This window comes from Mycobacterium sp. NPDC003449 (genome assembly GCF_053588415.1).
This window is the reverse complement of record NZ_JBSFPX010000177.1, coordinates 1-16,005: the sequence shown is the minus strand read 5'-3', so window position 1 is coordinate 16,005 and position 16,005 is coordinate 1. Positions and strand designations below refer to the sequence as shown.

Sequence of the window (16,005 nt, the reverse complement as noted above, 5' to 3'; positions counted from 1 at the left end):
TGTCGTCGACCTTGGCGCTGGAGACACCGGACCCGTCGCCTGCCCCGAAGAAGGTGCGCACCCGCATGACGGTGAACGCTCCGACCAGGACCACCACGGTGATGAGCAACGGAATCCAGAGCCGCTTGGCCAGCCTGGCGATCGAAAACTGTTTCTTCCGTGGGCTTTTGGTCTTAGAGTTCCTCCCGGAACGACCTCCCGGCCGCGATGCGGTCCCGGCCGGTGAGGCGTCAGCCTGGGGCGGTGCCGGATTGTCGGCATCGTCCCGGACGTGGGAACTCCTGTACGCCATTCTCACCTCGATACGCATCGTTGCCTTGCCGATTGGCTAACTTAGCAGGATATTAGCCTATGTAACAGAGTGTCAGGACCTGTACATCACGTGTCGGCGGACGATCCCGCCCGCCGACGCCCGCCGCGACGACGGCGCGGGCACACGGAAAGCGAGTGGTCACCCGGGCGCGCAGCCGATCGACACGTTCCCGGGGCCGTCATACCGACGTTCCCACAGTGATGCAGATTACGGAAAAAGGCGGCCCGCGTCGCGTGCCGCACGGGCGCACGACGCAGGCCGCGGTGTTGTCGAGGGGTTTAGTGCCAGTTCCACAGCGACATATCGCCGCGCGGGTAGTTCTGGCAGATGTCGGTGGTGTTGGCGGCGACGCCCTTGTTGTTGAAGAACAGCTTGGCCCAGTTCGGCCAGCGCCACGCCATCTGCTCGTAGAACGCATTGGTCGCGGTGTTCTCCGAGTACTGCCTGCGGCCCGCGTAGTCCAGCGAGAAGAACCAGTGGATACGGTCCTGGGCACCCTGCTGGTCAGCCGGCGGCTTGTTGTTGTAGTCGATCATGTAGCGCTCGTAGTACACCGGCTCGACGTCGCGGGCCGCCGCCATGATCTGTTCGGCATCGCACGTCGTCTTGAGGATGCGGTTGGGGATCGGGTAGTCGTCGGTGGCGTCGGCGGACGCGATACCGGGGGCGGCGGCCAGGCTTCCGGCCACCGCACACGCGGCCACACCGGCCCGGACCAGGTTACTCACACGCATACGGTCGAACATATCGCTCCAAACTCTCGGATCTGGCCGGTCGGACTCACCCCGCCGACTGGGCTGCGGCCTGTTCCATGATGAATCGCTGATCGGGGCAGTAGTAGTTGATGGCGGTACCGAGGAACTGCCAGTGCTGGGCCGATGTGCTGTCCTTGTCGAGATTCTTGCCGACGAACGCCGCCGATTCGTCGGCGTTGTGGTCGACACCGTTGTGCAATCGCTTACAGACCAGCTTGCCGATCCAGGCGTTGTAGTCCCTGGGGCCGTAGATGCCGTAAGTGTGCAACTCATTGGCGAAGTCCGTGTCGATTTCGGCATGTGCCGGAGCCGCGAACGTGATCGCCGCGGCAGCACCCAGCACAGCCAGCCCTGCAAGCTTCATGCGCTGAATCTTAGGCCACCTAACTCTGATATGGGAGAGCAACCCGCTCATCCGAGCGCCAGCAGGAGCGGAATCCGCTGCTCGGCGCTGGTCAGCGAACCGTGGTGGCCGACCAGTGCGGACTCCAGCGGTTCGGTCCGGCGACGCACAAGTGCCGCGCGGCCACGGGCGGCGGCCACCACATCACCGATCCGCGGGCGAACCTCGTCGCGGATCCGGTCGCCGAACCAGCCCGCGGCGATCGCCTCCTCCCGCGAGAGCACCCAGGCGGCATCGCCGAGCACCTCGCGCCACGCGGCTCGTACGTCGGCATCCGCTCCGTCGGCGGTGTAGACGTGGCGGGCCCTGGCCTCGCCCCCGATGGCGGTCACCCCGTCCAGCAGCTGGGCGTGGCCGTCGAGATCCACCGATTCGGCCGGGTCGATGGTGACCATGCCGTGGTCGGCGACCACGGCCAGCAGCCCACCGCGGGGCAGCGCCTCGACCACCGACTCCACCAGCCGGTCGACCTGGCGCAGCTGCATGCGCCAGGCGGCCGAACCGGGACCGTGCAGGTGGCCGATCAGGTCGAGGTCGGCGTGATAGCCGTAGCAGAATCCGCCGTCCGCGACGGCCGATGCCACCGCGGCCGCGAGATCGCCGATGCCGTGGACGCCGACATAGCGCCCACCGCGCAGGACGGCGCGGGTCAACCCCGACCCGGCGAATTCGGCCCCGGATACGACGCTGACCGCCAGGCCGGTGGCCCGGGCCCGTTCGAACGTGGTGGGCAGCGGCTGGACCTGTTCGGGAACCACGTCGTCGCGCAGATCCCGGCCCCACGGGTGCGGCCGCCAGCGCAGCGCGTTGACGACCCCGATATCGGGCCGGACGTCGGGAACCCGGAACGAGTACCCGACCATGCCGTGCTCGCCGGATCGGCATCCGGTCCCGACGGCCGCCAGGCCGGCGGCCGTGGTGGCGGGGTACCCGACCTGCAGGGTTGCCGCACGCAACCCGGTCAGCACCGGGGCGTCGGCGGCATGCAGGTCGAGGAGTTCGGCCCCGAGACCGTCGATGAGAAGCACCGCGGCACCTCGCACCGGTCCGGGCAGCCGGATCGGGTGGCTGCCCGGTGCGCCGAAACCGTCGACGCCCATCGCGGCGAACACCGCGGGAACCACCTCGGCGAGGTGGGGGAGTTCGGGATCGGGCGCAGGCACGTCCATGGCGCGAGCCTGCCACAGCGGGCAGCGCCCGAGTGCGGACCGATCCGGCCACTCTCCCGCACGCGGTACTCTGACGTGCTATGAGGCCGACCAGAACCGCGATCCTCGCGGCGACGCTCGCGGTGACAGCGGGAGCGCTGTTCAACGGTGTCGCAGGCGCGGATCCGGCCGCACCGGATCCCGCGCCCGGCCCGGCACCCGGCCCCGCGCCGGGGCCGGTGTTACCCGCAGAGGCGCCGTCCGCGGTGGCCGCGCCCCCGGGCGCCGACGCACCCGCCGGGGCGCCCGCGCCTCCGCCCGTGGTCCCCGCGACGCTTATCGACCACGACGGCATCTTCATCGTCGGCACCGACATCCAGCCGGGGACCTACGCCACGGCCGGGCCGGTCACGGACGGCACCTGCTACTGGAAACGCATGGCCGACCTGCACGGTGGCGACATCATCGACAACGCGTTCAGCAAGAAGCCGCAGACCGTGGCGATCGACGCCACCGACAAGGCCTTCAAGACCAGCGGCTGTCAGCCCTGGCAGTTGACCGATGCGGCGCCCACCCAGCTTCCGCCCGATACCGGCGGCGGCCTTCCCGCGCTGGCCGCCAAGGCCAAGCTGTGGGCCTGGCTGAACACACTCAACAACAACGCCCGGCAGTACGACGGGTCACAGGTGCCGATGCCCTGACCCGGGTCAGGGCGGGGGGAGCACCGGCGGCCGGCAGGTGTTACCGACCGGATCCCACCACGAACCGTCGGTGCACGCCGGTGGCGGCGGCACGACCGGCGGCCGGCAGGTATTGCCCACCGGATCCCACCACGAGCCGTTCTCGCAGGCCATCGGCGGGCCCACGGGTGGTCTGCAGGTATTTGCCACCGGATCCCACCAGTCGGCGCCCCCACACTGCGCCGAGCTGATCGCCGGCGTGGCGATCGTCACGAATGCCAGCGGCGCCACCGCGACCCCGCATGCGCCGGCGACTCGTCGAATGAAAGCGTTCATCTGCCAACCTCCCGATCTGACGGTCCTGATTCCGAGCCTATCCGGGCGCCGCGGCGACACGCCCGGCCGGTTCGGGCGGTGGTCACCGGTGCCGGGACGGGGGTATCCGGAAACTCTTTGCCGGGCAACATGACCCGACGTGGTGCCGGCGCCGTCCATGCCGGTGTTCAGCATTCGTACAGGTCCACGGGGGAGCGGGCGCGACGGCCGCGCTGCTACTCTGCGAAGGCTGCCGGTTGTCACGTGGGCGGGACCGAAGGGGAACCAGCGTCGCGGAGCGCGATCCGCCCGGCCAGCCGCGGCGATGGCGCGGACGATTTCAGCTTGGGTGGATACGGAAAGAGTGTTGTGCGCGGCGCAGAGATCAAGGCCCTGACGGGACTGCGCATCGTCGCGGCCGTGTGGGTCGTGCTCTTCCATTTCCGTCCACTGCTCTACGAGGTCGCACCCGAATTCACCAAGGCGCTGGCGCCGATCCTGGACTGCGGTGCTCAGGGCGTCGACCTGTTCTTCATCCTCAGCGGTTTCGTCCTCACCTGGAATTACATCGACCGGATGGGGTGGTCCTGGTCGACCAGGGAGACCCTGCATTTCCTGTGGTTGCGCCTGTCGAGGGTCTGGCCGGTGTATCTGGTCACCCTGCACCTGGCGGCGTTATGGCTGATCTTCACCCTCAACGTCGGCCACGTGCCGCCCGAGGACACCAGCGGATTCAACGCGGTCAGCTATGTGCGCCAGTTCTTCCTGGTGCAGCTGTGGTTCGAGCCCTACTTCGACGGGTCGAGCTGGGACGGGCCGGCCTGGTCGATCAGTGCGGAATGGCTGGCGTATCTGCTGTTCGGTGGGCTGATCCTGGTGATCTTCCGGATCGCGCGCGCCACCCGGGCCAGAAGCCTGGTCCTGCTGGCGATCGCCGCCTCGTTGCCGCCGGTGGTGTTGCTGATGGTCAGCGGACATTTCTACACGCCGTGGAGCTGGCTGCCGCGGATCGTCATGCAGTTCACCGCGGGAGCCCTGGCCTGTGCCGCGGTCCGCAAGCTGCAGCTCACCGATCGGTCCAGGAGCGTCGCGGGATATCTGACGATCGCGCTGACCGGAATCATCATCGGTGGGCTCTATTTCTTCGATGCGCATCCGCTGAACACGATCGGCGATGCCGGTGGCATCGTCGATGTGCTGTTCGTGCCGCTCGTCGTGGCGATGGCGGTCGGAACCGGAAGCCTGCCCGCGCTGTTGTCGACCCGGCTCCTGGTGTACGGCGGTCAGATCTCGTTCGGGCTGTACATGGTGCACGAACTGGTGCACACCGCGTGGATCTGGACCGTCAAACAATTCGAGCTGACGTTGACCCCCACTGTGTCCGGCAAGCTGACCCTGCTCGGCCTGTTCGCGATATCGGTGCTCGGTGGGGTCCTGCTCTACCACGTCGTGGAGGAACCCGCCCGCCGGTGGATGCGCCGCATGGTGCAGATCAAACCGGCCGATCCGGGAAGCGGCAGGCTGCACCGGATCGAGGGAGATCAGCACAACCGGCCGTCGTCGGTTTCCGCGCGCGCAGGCTAGCCGTAACCTGCGCCGAATAGCGCTGCGCCACACGATGTTATGGGCTTGTTATCGATGTGTCATCATTGACGGAGGCAACACCGCGGCGCAAGCAATAGGCTGTTGCGTGATCTCGGTGCGGGACAGGGCGTCTCACCGGCAGTGGAGGTAGCAGCAGTGAGTCGTCTGGTCACGTTCGTCATCTCGCTCGGCCTTTTGGTCGGGGCGTTCACGTATGCGGCCGCGCCGTCGGCGGGTCAGCCCGACCAACCGCACACCCCGTCGAGCCTGGACCCGCGACCCAGCCACATCGCGGTGATCGGCGACTCATACACCACGGGCACCGACCTGGGCGGCCTCGGCCCGAGGGGCTGGACGACACTGGCCTGGCAGAATCTCGCCGGCCACGGCGTCAAGGTGGTCGCCGACGTGGGCGCCGAGGGCGGCGCGGGCTATGTGGTGCGGGGCAATCGCGGCGGCATCTTCCGGGACCTGGTGGCGCGGACGGTGAAACCCGACGATTCGCTGATCGTGTTCTACGGTTCGCGCAACGACAAGGATGCCGACCCCCTGGCGATCGCCCTGATGAGTCGCGATGCGTTGGCGTTGGCACGCCAGATGGCCCCGTCGGCGAAGATCCTGGTGATCGGTCCGCCGTGGATCAACGCCAACGTGCCGCCCAACATGTTCCGGATGCGCGACATCCTGCGCGATACCGCGCGGGATGCGGGTGCGGAGTTCTTCGACCCGCTCGCGGCCGGATGGTTCTTCGACCGTCCCGATCTGATCGGTACCGACCAGATCCACCCCACCGACGCCGGTCACGCCTACATGGCGGACAAGATCGCCCCGCTGATCAGCAACGATCTGCCCCGCTGGGTCTGAAGGTCAGCCGCGGCCTGCTGACGTGGTGCGAAACCTGTCCCGGTAGGCCTTCGGTGATACGCCGAGGTGGTTGACGAACACCCGGCGCAGCGTCTCGGCGCTGCCGAACCCGGCCAACCGGGCGGTGTCGCCGACCGAATGGCCGGCATCGAGTGCGGCCCTTGCGACGTCGACCCGAACCATCTCGACGTAGCGTGCCGGCGTGGTGCCCAGCTCGGCCTGGAACAGACGGGTCAGCTGGCGGGTGCTCATTGAGGTCAACTCGGCGAGATCCTTGACGCTGTGATCGGCGGTCGGATCGGCCGCGATGGCGTCAGTGGCGCGGCGCACCGCCGACCGTGCGGGCGCCTCGACCTCGACGAGCGTGGAGAACTGGGACTGCCCGCCGGCCCGTTTCAGATACACCACCAGTGACCGCGCCACCTCGCGGACCAGCGTTGTGCCCCAGTCCGATTCCACCAGCGCCAGGGCAAGATCGATGCCCGCCGTCACCCCCGCCGAGGTGAACACGTCGCCGTCGCGCACGAAGATCGCATCCGGTTCGACCGCCACGTCGGGATATGCCCGGCTCAGCAGGCGGGCGTGGCGCCAGTGGGTGGTGGCCCGGCGGCCCCGCAGCAGACCGGCCTCGGCCAGGATGAACGATCCGGTGCAGATGGACGCCAGGCGGCGGGTCCGCCCGGGGATACCGCGCAGCTCGGCGATCAGCGCCGGGTCGATCGGACGGCCCACCAGGACGTCGCCACCGGCCACCAGAACCGTGTCGACGCCCTCGATGTCGGACACCCGCCCGGTCACGGCCAACACGGTGCCCACCGAGGTGGTGACGTCACACCCGTCGACCGAGGCGATCGTGACCTGGTAATCGGCGCCGAACCGGTTCGCTTCGGCGAACACCTCCGCGGGCCCGGCCACGTCCAGCAGTTTCACTCCGTTGAAGACCACGACGACCACCACGCGCCGGTCCGGTGTCTGTGCCACCCGCCCATTGTGTCGCTTCCTGTGGGAAACGTGGCGCATCGGCCACGGTACGCGGCCGCCGAACCGCCGCAGACTGAGAGCACTCCGGAAGAAACCAACCGACAAGGAGTTTCGCTATGACAAGTGCCGCCGAACCCGCGCAGACCATCCACTCGGTCGCCGGTATCGAGGTGCCCGACACCCAACTGACCCGCGAGGTCACCGATTTCATCCGCGACGCCGAGGATGAGCTGCTGTTCCACCACTCCCGGCGGGTGTTCTTCTTCGGCGCCCTGCAGGGTTTGCGCCGCGGCCTCCAGCCCGACCTCGAGTTGCTGTACGTGGGCGCGATGTTCCACGACATCGGCTTGACCGAGCCGTACCGCAGCACATCGGAGCTGCGGTTCGAGGTGGACGGGGCCAACGCCGCGCGAGACTTCCTGCTGCAGCGGGGCGTCGACGAGGCGGCCGCCCGCAAGGTGTGGCTCGGCATCGCCCTGCACACCACCCCCGGCGTCCCGGAATTCCTCGACCCCGAGGTCGCCCTGGTCACCGCCGGGGTCGAGACCGATGTGCTCGGCATCGGCCGCGAGGACCTGTCCGCCGAGGCCCGCGACGCGGTCACCGCGGCCCATCCCCGGCCCGATTTCAAGAATCGCATCCTGCGGGCGTTCACCGAGGGCGTGGCGAACCGGCCGCAGTCGACGTTCGGGACGGTCAACGCCGACGTCCTCGCGCACTTCGACCGGACCTTCGTGCGCGAGGACTTCGTCGAGATCATCCTGCAGAACGGCTGGCCCGAATGACCGGAATCCTCGCCGATATCGCGGCAGTACGGCTATCGGCTGGGAACGCCGGAGGAGAACGCCGCCGTCGGTATCGAGTTGCCGAGTTTCACCGGCTGAGCTCGGACGGCTACGCGGTGCGGCGGGCGGCGAGTTGCCTGAGGTCGGCGGGCAGCGCCTCGGCACGCAGGATCGCGGGCAGCAGGTCCGATTCGAGCGTGAGCGCCCGGAACACCATCCCGACCGTGATGTCGTGGTCGGGCCGCTCGGTCACCTCGATGCGATCCCCGGCCCGCACCGTCCCGGGACTCACCAGCCGTAGGTAGGCGCCCGGAATCGCGGTTCTGGTAAAGGTTTTCATCCACCCGTTGATCTGCAGCCAGGCGGCGAACGTCCGGCACGGGATCCGCGGGCGGCTCACCTCGAGTTCGAGGCCGTCCGACCCGATCCGCCACCGTTCGCCGATCCGGGCGTTGGTGACGTCGAGGTCCGACGTGGTGAGATTCTCGCCGAACACCCCGTTGGCGATGTCGCGGTCCAGTTCGGTCTGCCAGGTGTCGAGGTCCTCGCGGGCATACGCGTAGACCGCCTGATCGTCGCCGCCGTGGTCGCGTTGGTTGCCGATCGCGTCGCCGACCAGGCCGCTGCCGAGCCCGCCGTGCATCGGTCCGGGAGCGCGCACCTCGACCACATCTGTCACCGGTCGTTTGTCGATGCCGGTCATGGTCTGCTCATCGGCCGGATTGGGCCGCAGTTGCCCCACATTGACCGTCAGGACATTCGCCATGCCCAGAGCGTAGCCATCGGCTAGATGAGTGGCATCCGAGTATCCGGCGGGGCCGGCGGCGCGGACACCGGCAGGCACAGCCCGGTCGCCGCGTCGAGTTGACGTCCCGGCACGCAGAACGGCGCGCAGCCGTAGATGACCCCGGTCTCGCCGGGCTGGCATGCCGAACTCACCCCGGGCGTCACCACGGTGGCGACGCCCATCGGCGCCGCCGCCAGTGCCGCCGAGGCCAGGGCCGTCAGCACCACCCGCCGCACCCGACTCGCCATCTCACGCTCCTCCCGGCCGGTCTGGTAGCCGAAGTCTAAGCGCGGGCGGCGTCGGTTAGCGTCACGATGTGCAGACCCTGATCGACTTCGACGCCGCGCCGGTGTTCGCGATCCCGTGCGGCAGCCACCCGAACCGGCGGGAAGGCATGCTGATCGAGGGACCTCAGGGCTGGGGCGAATTCAGCCCGCCGCCCGGCGAGCCGTCGCTCGTGCGCTGGTTGACCGCCGCGATCGAGCCGGGGACGGTCGGCTGGCCCGACCCGGTGCGCGGCCGGGTACCGATCGCGGTGACCGTGCCCGCGGCAGACACCGTCGAGGCGCACCGCGTCGCGGCGTCCTCGGGGTGCCGCACGGCGGCGGTCGAGGTGGGGGCCGGTCCGCTCGACGACGATATCGCGCGGGTCGAGGCGGTTCGTGACGCGATCGGTTCCGCCGGCGCGATCCGCTGCGATGCGAAGGGACGCTGGGACGCCGAGGCCGCGGTCGTCGCGATCGCGGCGCTGGACTCGGCGGGCGGGGGCCTGGAGTTCGTCGCGCAGCCCTGCCCGACCCTCGCCGAACTGGCCGCGGTCCGGCGACGGGTCGAGGTCCCGATCGCCGTCGACGGGTCGGTCCGCACCGCCGGGGACCCGGTGCCGGTCGAGTTCGGCGAGGCTGCCGATGTCGCGGTGCTCAGCTGCGGGCCGCTGGGCGGCGTCCGCCGCGCGTTGCGGCTGGCCGAACGTTGCGGGTTGCCCTGCGTGGTGGCCTCGTCGCTGGAGACCAGCATCGGCGTGGCCGCCGGACTCGCGCTGGCCGGTGCGCTTCCCGAGCTGCCGTTCGCATGTGAGCTCGGCACCGTCGGGCTGCTGGCGGGCGATCTGGTGGCGCCGTCGCGTTCGCTGATTGCCCGCGACGGATACCTGCCGGTCGCGCCGATGCCGCCGGCCCCACGGCCCGACCTGATCGAGCGCTATGCGGTGACCGAACCGGTCAGGCTGGCGTGGTGGCGCGAACGCCTGCGCGCGGCCACCGCGGCGACCTGATCGCCTGTCGGATTGAGGTGGCCCGCCGAGCCGTCAGTCCTGGACCGCCTTGGCGATCGCCACGCAGGTGGTCAGCCAATCCGGGTCCGGCCGGGCATTCTCGGTCAGCTCCCACATCGCGTTGTGCATCATCCGGACGATCACCCACGCGCGGGCCCGGTCGGCGTCGAGGCCCGCGGCGTCGACGAGGGCGTGAAACCGGCGCCGGACCCCCTCGCGAACGTATCCGGTCAGCTCCTCCCACCGGTTCCACAACATCGGGGCGATTTCGTAGTGCGGGTCGCCGTTGAGCGGTTTCGGATCGATCGCCAGCCACGGTTCGCGATCGGCGGCCAGCACGTTCTCGTAGTGCAGATCGCCGTGGATGAGCGTGCCGGTGGTGGACGGGTCGGCGGTGAGTTCGGCACTGAGCCCGACGGCCTGCTCGACGAGCCGGCGGGGGACCGGTGCGGATCTGGGAAGCGCGGCGAGTTCGGCGCCGCATCGCTCGACGAACCCGGCCAGGGAACGCAACTGCGGAAGCGCGGGTACATGGATCGCGGCATACAGCGAGGCGACGACCTCGCACGCCTCGATATCCCAGAGCCCGTTCAGGTTTCGCGACCGCAGCCGTTCCAGCAGCAGCGCCCTCCGGTGTGGCGCCGCGCTCAGCAGCCGAACCGCGCCGTGCCCGCCCCAGCGCCGCAGCGCCAGGTGTTCGTGCTCGGACTCCTCGTCGGGAAACGCGACCTTCAGCACGGCGGCGACACCGTCGCTGGTGCGGGCCGGTATCACGATCGAGCAGTAGCCGTGGGTGGGCTCGCCGTCCACGACCAGTCGCCACTCCTCGACCTGGGCCCGCACCAGTGCGGGCAGGCCGTCGACCCAGTCCTGCCACCGGGGGCCGCGCTGCGCCATCGCGCGGACGGTGTCGGGCAGTTCGATCATCCCGGACATCGTCGCACCCCCGGACTGCCCGTACCTCGGCCGGTTTTGACAGACTGGGCTCATGGCACAGATAACCTTGCGTGGAAACCCCGTCAACACCGTCGGCGAACTGCCCGCTGTCGGCGCCCCCGCCCCGAGCTTCACCCTGACCGGTACCGACCTCGGCGCTGTCTCCAGCGATCAGTTCCGCGACAAGACCGTGCTGCTGAACATCTTCCCGTCGGTCGACACCCCCGTCTGCGCGACCAGCGTGCGCACCTTCAACGAGAAGGCTGCCGACAGCGGGGCCGTGGTGGTGTGTGTGTCGAAGGATCTGCCGTTCGCCCAGAAGCGGTTCTGCGGTGCGGAGGGCATCGAGAATGTCACCACCGCGTCGGCGTTCCGGGACAGCTTCGGCGAGGACTACGGCATCACCATCGGCGACGGGCCGATGGCCGGCCTGCTCGGTCGCGCCGTCGTCGTGATCGGTGCCGACGGCAACGTGGCCTACACCGAACTCGTCCCCGAGATCGCCACCGAGCCGAACTACGACGCGGCACTGGCCGCGCTCAAGTAGCCGTCGGTGCGCTTACCCGCGCGGTGCGCGGGTAAGCGCGTCCGGCGTTCACACCGGCCAGCGCTCGAGCCGGTGGGCCGCGTCGAAGAACATCCACTCGTAGCGGGCGGTGACCGCGAAATGCGCCCGCGCGACGGCTTCCTCGGCGGGGTCGAGGGTCTGGCCCACCCGATCGGTCAGAGCCAGCACCTCGGCGACGGTCGCGGCGAACTCCTCGCCGCCGTAACTGTCGATCCAGCGCTGATAGCGCCGGTCCGGCGAACCGCGTCCCAGCAGTTCGGTGCCGACCCTGGCGTAGATCCAGTAGCAGGGCAACACCGCGCCCAGCCCTTCGGCGAAGCTGCCGCCGTACGCGGTCGCGATCAGGTAGCTGGTGTAGGCACGGGTGGTCGGCGTCACCGGCGTCTCGTCGAGTGCCGCGGGGTCGAGTCCCAACTCCGGCAGCAGTTCGCCGTGCAGTGCGAGTTCGACGTCGAACACCTCGGCGGCATGGCGGGCGAACATCGCCGTATCGGACAGGGTCGGCGCCTTGGCGCCGACGATCGCCAGGGCCCGGGCGTAGTCGCGCAGATAATGCGCATCCTGCGCCACGTACTGGGCGAAGGCCTTCTCGTCGAGGGTGCCGTCGGTCAGGCCGGTCAGGAACGGGTGCGACAGGATCGCGGTGAAGGTGGGCTCGATCTCCCGCCATAACCGGGCCGACCAGGACTGCTGATTCGCGTCGGGATGCATGCCCACCATCCTGTCAGGCCGCCACGCACCGGGCTGCGGGTGGCGGATAGCCACCAAACCGCGTGCGGTCACTGTTCGGTCACGGATGCGTATCTCATTGACGTTGCGCCCCTTAGAAATTGGGCGATCGCCGAGTTTGCCGGTACAAATAGTTGACGCCACTGACGTCGACCAGCAGTCGAGCGTCGTGTTTCCTACCGAGGTCGAGAGAGTTGATGTTCGGATGCGACGCACATACGCCCTTGTGGTCGGCCTTGCCCTCTTAGTCGCGGCTCCCGGAGTTGCCGTCGCGGCGCCGTCGGATCGGCCGGCCGGTAATCAGCAATTCGTCGAACGCGTTATCGCGCGGGCACTTTCGCAGCGCGGCGTGCCGTTCAGCTACGGAGGCGGCGACGTCAACGGCCCGACCCGCGGTGTCGCCCGCACCGCTCCGGCCGCCGGTCTGCCCGGCCTGAGCCCGGTCGCGCCGTCGGCGCCGGTTGCGCCCGGCCTGACGATGCCCGCCGTGACGTCCCCCGGCCTTGCCGTCCCACGCGATCCGTCGGCCGACGTCGTCGGTTTCGACGCGTCCGGCCTCATCGTGTACGCCTTCGCCGGTGCCGGCGTGAAGATGCCACGGTCGTCGGGTGAGCAGTACAAGGTGGGGCAGAAGGTGGCTCCGGCCCAGGCGATGCCCGGTGACCTCATCTTCTACGGACCCGAGGGCACCCAGAGTGTCGCGCTGTACCTGGGCAACGGCCAGATGATCCAGGGCACCGACCCCGCGGTGGCGGTCACGCCGGTCCGCGCCGAGGGCATGACGCCCTACCTGGTCCGCATCATCGCCTAGGCCCGTCGGGCGGCGGCGCGGCGACCGGCCGGACGGGCTCCCGTGAGGGCAACGGTAAACCCTTAGACTGTGGCCTCGTGGGCATTCTGTTTGGCTTCGCGCCGTGGATCATCTACTGGGTACTGGTGGGCAACGTGCCGTTCCTCACCGCCGTGCTCGTCGCGCTGGCCGCGGCCGTCGCGACGTTCGTGATCAGCCGGATGTCGGGCAGCGCGGGGCGGACCCTGGAGATCGGCGCGCTCGCCACCTTCGTCGTGCTGACCGTGCTGACCCTGGCGCTCAGCCAGGACGTGATGGAGCGGTGGATGCAGCCGCTGAGCAACGCCGGGATCTTTCTGGTCGCGCTCGTCGGCGCGTTGATCGGTAAACCGTTCGTCAAGGAGTTCGCCGAGGCCGGGCAGCCCCCTGGCGTCGTGGCGAGCGATCTGTTCCAACGGATCGTGACGATCCTGACCTGGATCTGGGTCGGGGCGTTCGCGGGGATGACGATCTCCTCGGCGATCCCGCCGATCGTGCAGGGCGATGCCACCATCCTCGACACCAGGACCCCGCTGTCATTCGTCTGCTACTGGGTGATCCCGTTCGTGTTCCTGGGTGTGGCGGCCATCGCCTCCCGGGTCCTCCCGGACCGGATGACCGCGGGGATGAACGACCTGGTCCGCAAGACCACGTTCGTCGCCTTCAGCGAAGCCGAGATCGACCAGCTCTACTACCTGGCCCAGGAACACGCCAACCGGGAGGTCGGCGCGGGCCAGGAGGCCTACGACGTCCGGGTCGGCGGATCGGGCACCCCGCTGGTCGGCGACGAGAGCCGGCTGTCGTGGCCGTCGACCTACAAGGTGCGCGACCGCAAGCGCTGAGGACCGGGCGGCCACCGTCACTTGGTGCCGAAGATCCGGTCCCCCGCATCACCGAAGCCCGGCACGATGTAGCCGTGCTCGTCGAGCCTGCGGTCCAGCGCCGCGGTGTAGACCGGCACCTCCGGATGGGCCTCCTGCATCGCGGCGACCCCTTCCGGGCAGGTCAGCAGGCAGACGAACTTGATCGACCTGGGGTGGTACTCCTTGATCCGGTCGATGGCGGCCACCGCCGAGTTGCCGGTGGCCAGCATCGGGTCGACCACCACGACGTCGCGTTCGACCAGATCGCCCGGCAGCTTGAAGTAATACTCAACGGCGACAAGGGTCTTCGGGTCACGGTAGAGGCCGATATGCCCGACGCGGGCACTGGGCACCACGCTGAGCATGCCGTCGAGGATGCCGCTTCCGGCCCGCAGGATCGACACGAACACCAGTTTCTTACCGTCGATCATGGTGCCGGTGGTGGTCTCCAGCGGCGTCTGCACCTCGACCCGGTGCAGCGGGATGTCGCGGAGCACCTCATAGCTCATCAGCATCGAGATCTCGTTGAGGAGTTGGCGAAACCCGTTGGTGGACACCTCCTTGCGGCGCATCAGGGTGAGTTTGTGCTGCACCAGCGGATGGTCGACGAGGTGAAGGTTGCCCATCATTCCCCCTAGAAGACGCTGCCGTCGCTGACGATGGACAGCGGCGGCCGCCCGTCCCGGAGTCGCCCGGCCAGCGCCCGTCCGGCCGCCCAGGTGCCGCCTTCGAGAATGCACGCCAGCGCCAGATCCGGTGTGCCGAGCCGTCGGCGCACCACGGGGGCCAGCTCGTCCAGCAGCGCCACGGTCAGCGCGCGCCATTCGACCACCAGTTCGTCGTCCACCGACCAGGTGCGTCCCGCGTCGGCCGGATCGCGCAGCCGCAGCACCCCGGTGTCGAGGAACAGGCCGCCGTTGCGGTACTCCGGCAACCCAGTGAGGGCGTCGAGGCCGGTGACCCGGACGCCGGCCCACTCGAACGGCTCCAGCAGCGAGTAGGTCAGCCACTGGGACAGTTTGTGAAACGGCATCCAGCCCCGCGCAAGGCCGGGCCCCTCGACGGCGGGGTGCCGCCAGCAGTCCCCGAGCGGCGTGCCGTCGATGGTGTTGTCCGCCGGCCAGATTCCCGACAGCGAGCCCAGCACCGCCGAGAGGATGTCGTGGGCCGCGACCTGGTCGCCGGCCAGCGCGTCGAACAGCCCGCCGGGGCGGCCGTCCGGCCCGAACACCTCCGGTTGCCCGGCCAGGGCGGTACCGAGGCGGCGCAGCAACCGGACCCGGCCGGCCAGCCCGACCAGGGGGTTGTGCGGGCCCGCCTGCAACGCGTCGGCCACCCGCACGGGGTCCAGATCGCGCAACCCGGCGGCATCGACCCGCAGCGGCCGCGCCGGGTCCCCGGAGAACAGTCCGGCGCAGAACGCGTGCCAGCTCGCGACGCCCAACCCCTCGGACCGCCCGAATCGCAGCCGGGTGCCCGCCTCGGTGTAATGCCAGTCCGGGCCGGCGCCGGCGTCCAGCAGGACGCTCACCACGGTCAGATCGACCATCGCCCTGGCCCGTTCGGCATCGTCGGCCCCGGCCAGCCGCGCCCGCAGCCGGTCGGCCCGCGGCACTCCGCCGGCCTCGAAATGCCGCCAGCGGCTGTGATAGGGAATCGCCAGGGCCGGATAGTGCGTTCGGGTGACGGCGACAACCTCGTCGGCGGCAAGCCGCATCGCGTCGTCGTCCACCACGAACCACTTCGAGCCGCCGGCACGCGCGCGGGCCAGCAGCGGTTCGGCGCGATCGCGGACGGCGCGGGTGGTCCGCAGGGCGGCGACGGCGGCCGGGGCGTCGGTGCCGGTCATCAGACGAGTCCGCGGCCCTTGGCGATCCTCAGTTCCTCGGCGCCGGGCACCGGGCCGGGGGTGAAGTAGCCCGCGGCCATCTTGGCATCGATCTCGACGCGGGCGTCGGCCGGGATGAGGTCGTCGGGGATGTTCACCCGCTCGCCGACCTCGATTCCGGAGCCCGTGATCGCGTCGTACTTCATATTGCTCATCGACACCAGGCGATGGATCTTGCGAATTCCCAACCAGTGCAGCACATCCGGCATCAGCTCCTGGAAGCGCATGTCCTGAACCCCGGCCACACATTCGGTGCGGGCGAAGTACTGATCGGCGGTGTCGCCGCCGGCCTGGCGTTTGCGGG

Annotated in this window: 20 protein-coding genes and 1 pseudogene; 8 read left to right on the top strand and 13 right to left on the bottom strand. The window is 69.3% G+C overall.

All coding sequences use genetic code 11. The annotated features are described in order from the left end of the window. The 4 genes from ACWDTP_RS31010 to ACWDTP_RS30995 all read right to left on the bottom strand — a co-directional run. Positions 1 to 142, bottom strand: a 142-nt coding sequence (locus tag ACWDTP_RS31010) for an MmpS family transport accessory protein (protein WP_450027028.1), incomplete at its 3' end; no start/stop codon positions are given. Positions 143 to 591: 449 nt separating this feature from the next. Continuing rightward, a complete protein-coding gene (locus ACWDTP_RS31005) occupies positions 592 to 1,047 on the bottom strand; it encodes a DUF5078 domain-containing protein (protein WP_450027024.1) in 456 nt (151 codons plus the stop codon). A 46-nt stretch (positions 1,048 to 1,093) separates the two neighbouring features. Beyond that, positions 1,094 to 1,432: a DUF732 domain-containing protein gene (locus tag ACWDTP_RS31000; RefSeq protein WP_450027022.1), complete on the bottom strand. Its 339-nt coding sequence runs from the start codon at positions 1,430 to 1,432 to the stop codon at positions 1,094 to 1,096. A gap of 47 nt (positions 1,433 to 1,479) precedes the next feature. Then, positions 1,480 to 2,640, bottom strand: coding sequence for an alkaline phosphatase family protein (locus ACWDTP_RS30995; protein WP_450027020.1), 1,161 nt, complete (start codon positions 2,638 to 2,640; stop codon positions 1,480 to 1,482). Between the two features lie 80 nt (positions 2,641 to 2,720). Here ACWDTP_RS30995 and ACWDTP_RS30990 point away from each other — a divergent pair, with 80 nt between their 5' ends. Next, the gene (locus ACWDTP_RS30990) at positions 2,721 to 3,320 is read left to right on the top strand and encodes a hypothetical protein (protein ID WP_450027018.1); all 600 of its coding nucleotides are present in this window, start codon (positions 2,721 to 2,723) and stop codon (positions 3,318 to 3,320) included. 6 nt (positions 3,321 to 3,326) lie between these two features. Here ACWDTP_RS30990 and ACWDTP_RS30985 read toward each other — a convergent pair whose 3' ends face one another. Further along, positions 3,327 to 3,635 carry a hypothetical protein gene (locus tag ACWDTP_RS30985; RefSeq protein ID WP_450027016.1) on the bottom strand — a complete coding sequence of 103 codons (309 nt, stop codon included), beginning with the start codon at positions 3,633 to 3,635 and terminating at the stop codon, positions 3,327 to 3,329. 348 nt (positions 3,636 to 3,983) lie between these two features. Here ACWDTP_RS30985 and ACWDTP_RS30980 point away from each other — a divergent pair, with 348 nt between their 5' ends. After that, positions 3,984 to 5,198: an acyltransferase family protein gene (locus tag ACWDTP_RS30980; RefSeq protein ID WP_450027014.1), complete on the top strand. Its 1,215-nt coding sequence runs from the start codon at positions 3,984 to 3,986 to the stop codon at positions 5,196 to 5,198. A 156-nt stretch (positions 5,199 to 5,354) separates the two neighbouring features. Continuing rightward, positions 5,355 to 6,062, top strand: coding sequence for an Rv0518 family GDSL lipase (locus ACWDTP_RS30975; RefSeq protein WP_450027012.1), 708 nt, complete (start codon positions 5,355 to 5,357; stop codon positions 6,060 to 6,062). A 3-nt stretch (positions 6,063 to 6,065) separates the two neighbouring features. Here the strand turns inward: ACWDTP_RS30975 and ACWDTP_RS30970 are convergent, their stop codons facing one another. Beyond that, positions 6,066 to 7,082: a GlxA family transcriptional regulator gene (locus tag ACWDTP_RS30970; protein WP_450027010.1), complete on the bottom strand. Its 1,017-nt coding sequence runs from the start codon at positions 7,080 to 7,082 to the stop codon at positions 6,066 to 6,068. Between the two features lie 77 nt (positions 7,083 to 7,159). Here ACWDTP_RS30970 and ACWDTP_RS30965 point away from each other — a divergent pair, with 77 nt between their 5' ends. After that, positions 7,160 to 7,828 (top strand): HD domain-containing protein, encoded by a 669-nt coding sequence (locus ACWDTP_RS30965; protein ID WP_450027008.1) that lies wholly within the window; start codon positions 7,160 to 7,162, stop codon positions 7,826 to 7,828. A 109-nt stretch (positions 7,829 to 7,937) separates the two neighbouring features. On the opposite strand, the gene ACWDTP_RS30960 is transcribed toward ACWDTP_RS30965, so the two are convergent. Together ACWDTP_RS30960 and ACWDTP_RS30955 are read right to left on the bottom strand one after the other, a co-directional pair. Beyond that, complete coding sequence (locus ACWDTP_RS30960; RefSeq protein ID WP_450027006.1) at positions 7,938 to 8,594, bottom strand: MOSC domain-containing protein; 657 nt, start codon at positions 8,592 to 8,594, stop codon at positions 7,938 to 7,940. A 20-nt stretch (positions 8,595 to 8,614) separates the two neighbouring features. Then, positions 8,615 to 8,863: a hypothetical protein gene (locus ACWDTP_RS30955; protein ID WP_450027005.1), complete on the bottom strand. Its 249-nt coding sequence runs from the start codon at positions 8,861 to 8,863 to the stop codon at positions 8,615 to 8,617. A 68-nt stretch (positions 8,864 to 8,931) separates the two neighbouring features. On the opposite strand from ACWDTP_RS30955, the gene ACWDTP_RS30950 reads away from it, so the two are divergent. Next, complete coding sequence (locus ACWDTP_RS30950) at positions 8,932 to 9,888, top strand: o-succinylbenzoate synthase (protein ID WP_450027004.1); 957 nt, start codon at positions 8,932 to 8,934, stop codon at positions 9,886 to 9,888. Positions 9,889 to 9,921: 33 nt separating this feature from the next. Here ACWDTP_RS30950 and ACWDTP_RS30945 read toward each other — a convergent pair whose 3' ends face one another. Then, complete coding sequence (locus ACWDTP_RS30945) at positions 9,922 to 10,815, bottom strand: aminoglycoside phosphotransferase family protein (RefSeq protein WP_450027026.1); 894 nt, start codon at positions 10,813 to 10,815, stop codon at positions 9,922 to 9,924. Positions 10,816 to 10,876: 61 nt separating this feature from the next. Between ACWDTP_RS30945 and tpx the strand changes: the two genes are divergently transcribed. After that, the gene (gene tpx / locus ACWDTP_RS30940) at positions 10,877 to 11,371 is read left to right on the top strand and encodes a thiol peroxidase (protein ID WP_450027003.1); all 495 of its coding nucleotides are present in this window, start codon (positions 10,877 to 10,879) and stop codon (positions 11,369 to 11,371) included. A gap of 48 nt (positions 11,372 to 11,419) precedes the next feature. On the opposite strand, the gene tenA is transcribed toward tpx, so the two are convergent. Next, positions 11,420 to 12,103 carry a thiaminase II gene (gene tenA, locus ACWDTP_RS30935; protein ID WP_450027001.1) on the bottom strand — a complete coding sequence of 228 codons (684 nt, stop codon included), beginning with the start codon at positions 12,101 to 12,103 and terminating at the stop codon, positions 11,420 to 11,422. A 223-nt stretch (positions 12,104 to 12,326) separates the two neighbouring features. On the opposite strand from tenA, the gene ripD reads away from it, so the two are divergent. Both ripD and ACWDTP_RS30925 read left to right on the top strand, forming a co-directional pair. After that, on the top strand, positions 12,327 to 12,932 hold the full coding sequence (ripD, locus tag ACWDTP_RS30930; protein WP_450026999.1) for an NlpC/P60 family peptidoglycan-binding protein RipD: 606 nt from the start codon (positions 12,327 to 12,329) through the stop codon (positions 12,930 to 12,932). Positions 12,933 to 13,009: 77 nt separating this feature from the next. After that, a complete protein-coding gene (locus ACWDTP_RS30925; protein WP_450026997.1) occupies positions 13,010 to 13,792 on the top strand; it encodes a hypothetical protein in 783 nt (260 codons plus the stop codon). Positions 13,793 to 13,809: 17 nt separating this feature from the next. On the opposite strand, the gene upp is transcribed toward ACWDTP_RS30925, so the two are convergent. From upp to ACWDTP_RS30910, 3 genes and pseudogenes are all read right to left on the bottom strand, one after another. After that, positions 13,810 to 14,439, bottom strand: coding sequence for a uracil phosphoribosyltransferase (gene upp / locus ACWDTP_RS30920; RefSeq protein ID WP_450026995.1), 630 nt, complete (start codon positions 14,437 to 14,439; stop codon positions 13,810 to 13,812). Positions 14,440 to 14,447: 8 nt separating this feature from the next. Further along, entirely contained in the window at positions 14,448 to 15,662 is a 1,215-nt protein-coding gene (locus tag ACWDTP_RS30915) for a URC4/urg3 family protein (protein WP_450026993.1), read from the bottom strand. Further along, positions 15,662 to 16,005, bottom strand: a pseudogene (locus tag ACWDTP_RS30910) (GTP cyclohydrolase II); the annotation flags it as partial. The gene ACWDTP_RS30915 and the pseudogene ACWDTP_RS30910, both read right to left, overlap by 1 nt.